General features: G+C 67.5%; 6 protein-coding genes. 2 read left to right on the top strand and 4 right to left on the bottom strand.

Annotation, left to right across the window (positions count from 1 at the left end; all coding sequences use genetic code 11):
* Nucleotides 1-182 precede the first annotated feature (182 nt).
* Nucleotides 183-1385, top strand: a complete 1203-nt coding sequence (locus ACXJKR_RS18685) for an erythromycin esterase family protein (protein ID WP_457324086.1) — start codon at nt 183-185, stop codon at nt 1383-1385.
* Between the two features lie 4 nt (nt 1386-1389).
* On the opposite strand, the gene ACXJKR_RS18680 is transcribed toward ACXJKR_RS18685, so the two are convergent.
* The 4 genes from ACXJKR_RS18680 to ACXJKR_RS18665 all read right to left on the bottom strand — a co-directional run bounded on the left by ACXJKR_RS18680 (nt 1390) and on the right by ACXJKR_RS18665 (nt 6624).
* On the bottom strand, nt 1390-1872 hold the full coding sequence (locus tag ACXJKR_RS18680) for a hypothetical protein (protein WP_457324085.1): 483 nt from the start codon (nt 1870-1872) through the stop codon (nt 1390-1392).
* A gap of 9 nt (nt 1873-1881) precedes the next feature.
* A complete protein-coding gene (locus tag ACXJKR_RS18675) occupies nt 1882-2934 on the bottom strand; it encodes a 2-oxoacid:ferredoxin oxidoreductase subunit beta (protein WP_457324084.1) in 1053 nt (350 codons plus the stop codon).
* A complete protein-coding gene (locus tag ACXJKR_RS18670) occupies nt 2931-4766 on the bottom strand; it encodes a 2-oxoacid:acceptor oxidoreductase subunit alpha (RefSeq protein ID WP_457324083.1) in 1836 nt (611 codons plus the stop codon). Before ACXJKR_RS18670 ends, ACXJKR_RS18675 begins: the two co-directional genes overlap by 4 nt.
* A 79-nt stretch (nt 4767-4845) precedes the next feature.
* Nucleotides 4846-6624 (bottom strand): FAD-dependent oxidoreductase, encoded by a 1779-nt coding sequence (locus tag ACXJKR_RS18665; RefSeq protein ID WP_457324082.1) that lies wholly within the window; start codon nt 6622-6624, stop codon nt 4846-4848.
* A 415-nt stretch (nt 6625-7039) separates the two neighbouring features.
* On the opposite strand from ACXJKR_RS18665, the gene ACXJKR_RS18660 reads away from it, so the two are divergent.
* Nucleotides 7040-7663 (top strand): Hcp family type VI secretion system effector (locus ACXJKR_RS18660; RefSeq protein WP_457324081.1); only part of this gene is annotated, 624 nt, incomplete at its 3' end.

Below are 7663 nucleotides of genomic sequence, written 5' to 3'. Positions count from 1 at the left end.
GCGAGGCCTATTCGGACTACCAGGGCTTCATCGAAGGGGCGCTGAACAGCGCCGAGCTGGCGCTGGCGACCATACCAGCGCGGCCCGTGGACGAGGCCGACCAGGAGCCCAGCTTGGGCCTGTCCTGAGGAGCCAGATACCAGTTGCGAGTGGCTATCCTGCCCGCCACAGAAGGAGTGGCGATGAGCAGGAAATGGCTGGCGCTGGCCGCGCTGACGATGATGGTGACGAGTGCCCGGGCGGCCGAAGACGGCTCGATGGACTGGGTGCGCGCCCGGATGAAACCCATGGCCGCGAACTCACCGGCAGAGCTGACCGATGCGCAGCTGCAGGCCTTTGGCGACGCCATCGGCCATGCCCGCGTCGTGGCCCTGGGTGAGCAGACGCATGGCGGCCGCCAGGAGTTCGAGCTCAAGACGCGGCTGGTGCGCTATCTGCATGAGCAGAAAGGCTTCGACGTGCTGCTGCTGGAGAGCGGCGTCTTCGACGTGGCGCTGCTGCAGCAGGCCATGCAGCGCGGTGAGCAGCTCGATGCGCTGGCGCCGGGCAATGTCTTCTACATGTACTCCAAGAGCGACGCCGGCCGCACGCTGCTGCGCTATCTGGACGAGGCGCAGGCCGGTCCCAAGCCCATGCTGCTGTCTGGCATCGACAGCCAGCTCAGCGGGGCTCTAAGCCGCAGCGAGCTGTCGCCACGACTGCGCGCCAGGCTGCAAGGCGATGCCAGCGACTGGCCGGTGTTCGAACGCCTCGCCGACAAGCTGATGCAGATGGACCGCACGCCACCATCAAGCAACGACGCGAAGACCTTCGACGCGGTGGCCACGCGTCTGAAGGCCGCGCTGTGCAAGCCCGGCGGCGACGAGTTGCTGTGCCGCAGCCTGGCCGGATTGCAGGCCCAGGCGGCCAACTTCTGGCACGGCGAATACTTGCGCGACCACGAGATGGCCGACAACGTGCTGTGGCAGCTGCAGCACGTCTACCCGGGCCGCAAGGCCGTCATCTGGGCCCACACCATCCACGTGGCGCGCGGCGTGAAGTTCGACGACAGCCATCGCTATGCCGGCGACATCCTCGGCCAGAAGCTGGGCCGCGACTACTACGTGCTGAACACCACCGCGCTGCAGGGGCGCTTCATGGAGTTCGCCTCGGGCGAGGTGCAGGCAATCCCGCCGGCCTATCCGCGCAGCCTCGAGTCCGCCCTGGCCAGTGATCCGGCCGGCTTCGCCTTCCTCAATGCGCCGAAGAAGCTCAAGATCGGCCTGCCGACGCGCGGCATGGAGTTCGGCTACAGCATCCCTCTGGGCACCGGCATTGGCCTGGGTGCGCAATGGGACGGCGTCTTCTACATCCGCGACATGGCGCCCGTGAAGATGGAGCGCTAGGCGCTCAAGCCGGCTTCGCCGTGCAGGCCTTGGCGGCCGAAAGCCCACGAAGATAGCCACGCCTGACGCCGCCGGCCGTGATGGCCGCGCTGACTTGATGCGCGTAGCGCTCGGCGCCGCTGAGCTTGCGCACCCAGCCGCGAAAAGGGATGACGCCTTCGGCCGTGCGCTGCAGCGCACCGGTGGCGGCATCTCCGCCCCGATCCAGCAGGCCGGGATTGCCACTGGTGTGAGGCGCATCCAGATCGGGGCCGAGGACTTCGTCCAGCGCACGGATGCCGGCGGCCAGGCCACCGCAGCTCGTATCGGCCGGCATTGCATAGGGCGCGGCAGCGGCCGCCTTGAGTACGTCGGGAATCTCGGCGCGCACGACGTTGAGGTCGGACAACGGCGTGGTCGCGGCGTTGGCGACCTTGTCCTGGTTGGAGCTGGCGCAGGCGGTTAGGACGAGAACCGCGGCGAGGAGGGTCAGTTGGTGTGGGCGCATGGCCCCGGATCATCTCAGCCCGGCATTGATCTTTGCCAACGCGACCGAGCCCGGGCAGAGTGCTTTTTCACCAAGACTGTTCAATGCGCCGGCCGCCGTGCGCTGGGCCGCATGCCAATCCTTGGCCGCCGGGTCGACATAGAGCAGGCCGGTGGCGATCTCGCCAGCCGCCGCGCGCAGTTGCATCGCGCTCATGGCGTTGAGGCGGTCGGTCGGGTCGTAGTCGGGCGCCATCTTGCGCAACCGCAGCGTGCTGCCATCGGCCTGGGGTACGTCAATGACGTCGGGCGAGTGCTCGACGACCTGCTCTTCGGCCAGGTCGATGAAGTCGATGCGGTTCAGCGCCTCGTTGTGGTCGCGGACATGGTCATAACTGCGCGTCGAGCCGGCGTGGTTGTTGAAGGCCACGCAGGGGCTGATGACGTCGATGAAGGCCGCGCCGCCGTGGCGCATGGCGCCTTCAATGAGGGGCACGAGCTGGGTCTTGTCGCCCGAGAAGCTGCGCGCGACGAAGGTGGCGCCGAGCTGCAACGCGAGGGCCGCGAGGTCGATGGCGGTGTCGTTGTTGGTTGCGCCCTTCTTGGCGACCGAGCCTTTATCGGCCGTGGCGCTGAACTGGCCCTTGGTGAGGCCATAGACGCCATTGTTCTCGACGATGTAGACCATGCGCACGCCGCGCCGCATGGCGTGCGCGAACTGGCCCAGGCCGATGGAGGCCGAGTCGCCGTCACCGGAGACGCCCAGATACAGCAGCTCGCGGTTGGCGAGGTAGGCGCCGGTCAGCACGCTGGGCATGCGCCCATGCACGGTGTTGAAGCCGTGGCTGGCACCGAGGAAGTAGTCGGGCGTCTTGCTTGAGCAGCCGATGCCGCTGAGCTTGGCGACGCGGTGCGGCTCGATGTCGAGCTGCCAGCAGGCCTGCACGATGGCGCCGGAGATGGAGTCGTGGCCGCAGCCGGCGCACAGCGTCGAGACCTTGCCTTCGTAGTCGCGGCGCGTGTAGCCGACCGCGTTCTTGGTCAGGCTGGGATGGTGCAGCTTGGGCTTCGCAAGATAGGTCATGCGGCACTCCTCGGCGCCGTGGCCAGCGCATGCACATGACGCGTGATCGCGTCGATGATGAAGCGGGCCGTGATCGGCGTGCCGTCGTAGTGCAGCACCGGCGTGAGGTGAGCCGGCGCCACCTCCAGCTCGTTGACCAGCATGCGGCGCATCTGCGCATCGCGGTTCTGCTCGACGACGAAGACGGCGCCATGCGCGGCGATGAACTCGGCCACCGACGGCGGGAAGGGGTAGGCACGCAACCTCATCGCGTCGATATGGATGCCAGCCTCGGCCAGCGTCACCAGCGCCTCATCCATGGCTGGCGAAGTGGAGCCGAAATAGAGAACGCCGACGCTGGTCTTCTGCGCGGCGGAACGCACCAGCGGCTGAGGAGCCAGCAACGCGGCGGTGGCGAACTTGGCGCGCAGGCGCTCGACGTTGCGGATGTAGTCGTCACCGCGCTCGGAGTAGAGGGCCTGCTCGTTCCTCGTCGTGCCGCGCGTGAAGTAGGCGCCCTTGCTGGCGTGCGTGCCGGGCAGGGTGCGCCAGGGGATGCCGTCGCCGTCGACGTCCTTGTAGCGCGCAAACTCCTTGCCGGCGTCCAGCTGCTCGGCCGTCATGACCTTGCCGCGGTCGTAGCGACGCTCGTCGTTCCATTCGAGCGGCGCGCACAAGCGCTGGTTCATGCCGATGTCCAGGTCGCTCATCAAGAAGACGGGCGTCTGCAGGCGCTCGGCCAGGTCCAGCGCATCGGCCGCGAACTCGAAGCACTCGCGCGGGTCCTCGGGCAGCAGCAGCACATGCTGGGTGTCGCCGTGCGAGGCGTAGGCGCTGGAGAGCAGGTCGGCCTGCTGGGTGCGCGTGGGCATGCCGGTGCTGGGGCCGCCGCGTTGCACGTCGATGACGACAAACGGGATCTCGGCGAAATAGGCCAGGCCGAGGAACTCGGTCATCAGCGACACGCCAGGGCCGGACGTGCAGGTGAAGGCGCGCGCGCCGTTCCAGCCGGCGCCGGTGATGATGCCGATGGAGGCGATTTCATCTTCGGCCTGCACGATGGCGTAGCGCTTTTCGCCGGTCTCGGGGTCGGTGCGGAACTTGGTTGCGTATTTCTCGAAGGCTTCGGCGGCCGAGGACGACGGCGTGATCGGGTACCAGGCGCAAACGGTGGCGCCGCCGTAGACGCAGCCCAGGGCTGTCGCCGCATTGCCCTCAATGAAGATCTTGTCGCCGACCGCATCGGCCGTCTTGACCTTGAGCCCGAAAGGTTGCACCGACAGATGGTCGCGCGCGAACTCAGCTCCCGCGTGCAGGGCGCGCACATTGGAGTCCAGCAGCCTCTCCTTGCCCTTGTACTGCTCCGCAAACAGCTTCTCGATGACAGCGGCTTCGATGCCCATCAGCTCGCTCAAGGCGCCGAGCACGAGGATGTTCTTGAACAGCGTGCGTTCGCGCGGCACGTCGTAGGTCGCGTTGCAGATGGCCGTGGCCGGCATGCCGATGACGTGGATGTCGGGCCGGAAGGCGCTGGCCGGCATGGGCTTGGTGCTGTCGTAGAACAGATAGCCGCCAGGCTGGATCTCGGCCAGGTCCTGGGCCCAGGTCTGCGGGTTCATGGCCACCATCAGGTCCACGCCGCCGCGCCGGCCCAGCCAGCCGGCCTCGCAGACGCGCACCTCGTACCAGGTCGGCAGGCCCTGGATATTGCTCGGGAAGATGTTGCGCGGGCTGACCGGCACGCCCATGCGCAGGATGGCGCGCGCAAACAACTCGTTGGCCGAAGCCGAGCCAGAGCCGTTGACGTTGGCGAACTTGACGACGAAGTCGTTGACGGCTTCGATGCGGCTCATGCGGCCTCCCGACGGGCCGCCCCTAGGGAGGCCGAGCCCCCTCGGGGGGCAGTGCGCGAAGCGCGCGTGGGGGTCGTCGTCATACCACCTCCTTGCGTGTCGCGGTGTCACGGCAGGCCGCGCCGGCCTTGGCGGTGACCAGCAGGAACTTCTGCATGTCCCAGGCTCCCGTCGGACAGCGTTCGGCGCACAGGCCGCAGTGCAGGCAGACGTCCTCGTCCTTGGCCATCACGCGGCCAGTCTTGAGACCGCCCTCGACATAGACGTCCTGCATCAGGTTCAGCGCCGGTGCCTTGAGCCGCTCGCGCAGGTCATCGCCGTTGTCGGTGAAGGTGATGCAGTCCATCGGGCAGATGTCCACGCAGGCGTCGCACTCGATGCAGAGCTTTGGCGCGAACACCGTCTGCACGTCGCAGTTCAGGCAGCGCTGGGCCTCCTTGAAGGCCGTGGCGGCGTCGAAGCCCAGCTCCACCTCGACCTTGATGCTGGCCAGCGCGATGTTGGCAGCCGTCCAGGGCACCTTGCTGCGCAAGTCGTTGGTGATCGCGTTGTCGTAGCTCCACTCGTGAATACCCATCTTCTGGGACACGAGGTTGACGTGCGGCGGCGGGCGCTGTGTGACCGGCTCGCCGTGCAGCAGGCGGTCGATGCTGACGGCCGCCTCATGGCCGTGAGCGACGGCGGTGATGATGTTCTTCGGGCCGAAGGCCGCGTCGCCGCCGAAGAAGACATGGGGCAGCGAAGACTGGAAGGTCTGCGCGTTCAGCACCGGCAGCCCGTGCTCGTCGAAGGCGATGCCCGAGTCGCGCTCGATCCACGGGAAGCTGTTCTCCTGGCCGACGGCGATCAGCACCTCGTCGCAGGGCAGCACGATCTCCTCGCCTGTCTGCGCCTTCTTGAAGCGCATGCCGGTCAACTTGCCGCCGACATGCTCGAAGGCCAGCGGCACATGGAAATCGAGGATGGGGATGCCTTCATGCTCGGCGTCCTCCTTCTCCCAGGGCGAGGCCTTCATCTGCGCATAGCCGCTGCGCACGGTCACCGTGACCGACGAGGCGCCCAGGCGCCGTGCCGAGCGGCAGCAGTCCATGGCCGTATTGCCACCGCCCAGCACGATGACACGCGGCGCGACGCTGGTGACATGGCCAAACGACACGCTGGCCAGCCAATCGATGCCGATGTGGATCTGCTCGGTGGCCTCCTGGCGCCCTGGCAAGGGCAGGTCGCGCCCGCGGGGTGCGCCGCAGCCGACGAAGACGGCGTCCCAGCCCTCGGCCAGCAATGCCTTCATCGACTCGATGCGTTGCCCGGCGCGCCACTCGACACCCAGGCCGAGGATGTAGCCGCACTCCTCGTCGATGACGCGCTCCGGCAGCCTGAAGCGCGGGATCTGCGTGCGGATGAAGCCGCCGGGCTTGGCTTCCCCGTCGAAGACGGTGACCGCATAACCCTCCAGCGCCAGGTCACGCGCCACCGCCAGCGACGCCGGCCCAGCGCCGACGCAGGCCACGCGCTTGTTCTTGCGCGCGGCGGGCTTGGGGATCATGGCGCGGAACCCGTCGCTCTTGTTGTCCGCCGCCACGCGCTTCAATCGGCAGATGGCGACGGGCTCGGGCTTGGCCGCCTGTTTTTCCTCCACGCGACCGCGTCGGCAAGCCGGCTCGCAGGGCCGGTCGCAGGTGCGACCCAGCACGCCTGGGAACACGTTGCTGACCCAGTTGACCCAATACGCCTCGTCATGCCGCCCCTGCGCGATGAGGCGGATGTATTCGGGCACCGGCGTGTGCGCCGGGCAGGCCCATTGGCAATCGACGACCTTGTGGAAATAGGCCGGGTCCGAGATGTCGGTCCGCTGCACGGTGTCTCCTCCGTGGTGTTGGGACCTGCTCACATGGCGGGAGTCGGATGCGTTGCCACCCAACAGCCCGCGAGCAAGGCGCGAAACGAAGCTGGGGTAGGCCCCAGCGAGGCTTCGCAACGCCGCGCGCGGGCTGTTGGGCGGCAACCCTGCGGGAGAGGGGCTGCGCGGGCGCACAGCGTTGTTGCGCGCATCGCCCGGGCATGCAACCCGGGCTTCAGCGCGACGCCTAGCCGTACACCCGCGCAGTCCCTCTCGCACCGATTCCCGTCATGTGAACAGGTCCCTGTGCGGCGAGTCTAGGACGCCCGTTCCCTCCTCGACTCTGTGGAAACCCTTTGCATCGTGGGGATGGCGGGCACCCCCGCTCTTGCCCAGCATCTCTGCGCTCATTCCGGGCGCAAGGAGATTCGACATGGCTTCTGGTTTCAAGCAGGCCTGGCGGGTGGCAGTGCTCGCCATCGGTCTGGCCACGGCGGGCCTCGCCCAGGCCGCCAACGACTATTTCCTGCACATCGACGGCATTCCCGGTGAATCGACCGACAAGGACCACAAGGACTGGATCGACATCGAAAGCTTTTCCTGGGGCCTGACCCTGGTCAGCAGCGGGGGCATCGGCAAGGCCAGCTTCTCCGACCTGGCCTGGACCCAGCATGTCGACGTCTCGATTCCCAAGTGGTTCCTCGCCGTCGCGACGGGCAAGCACGTCAAGACGGTCACGCTGGACGTGGTCAAGGTATCCACCGGCCGCAACGACTCCTTCTTCCAGATGATCTTCAGCGACACCCTGGGCAGCAGCCTGCACATCAGCGGCGGCGGCGGCGGCAGCGAACTCTTCGCCAGCGCGTCCATGACCTCGGGCGACACCGTGAAGCTGCGCTATCGGCCCCAGGACAACAAAGGCGGCTTCGGCGCCTGGGTGGAGGGCAGCTTCAACCTCAAGACCAACTCGGCCACGGCCGTCTTCAGCGGCGACGAGACGGTGCTGCTGGGCCTGTTCGGCTCCGGCGGCAGCGTCGCGTTTGACGCCGGCGCGGTC

The sequence above is a fragment of the Roseateles sp. P5_E11 genome (assembly GCF_054049355.1).
The sequence above is the reverse complement of the archived record's forward strand: the minus strand, read 5'-3'. Positions and strand labels throughout refer to the sequence as shown.

Excerpts from the sequence above, each read along its gene's own strand:
- ACXJKR_RS18685 (WP_457324086.1), top strand. The coding sequence starts at position 183 with ATGAGCAGGAAATGGCTGGCGCTGGCCGCGCTGACGATGATGGTGACG.
- ACXJKR_RS18675 (WP_457324084.1), bottom strand. The coding sequence starts at position 2,934 with ATGACCTATCTTGCGAAGCCCAAGCTGCACCATCCCAGCCTGACCAAG.
- ACXJKR_RS18680 (WP_457324085.1), bottom strand. The coding sequence starts at position 1,872 with ATGCGCCCACACCAACTGACCCTCCTCGCCGCGGTTCTCGTCCTAACC.
- ACXJKR_RS18670 (WP_457324083.1), bottom strand. The coding sequence starts at position 4,766 with ATGAGCCGCATCGAAGCCGTCAACGACTTCGTCGTCAAGTTCGCCAAC.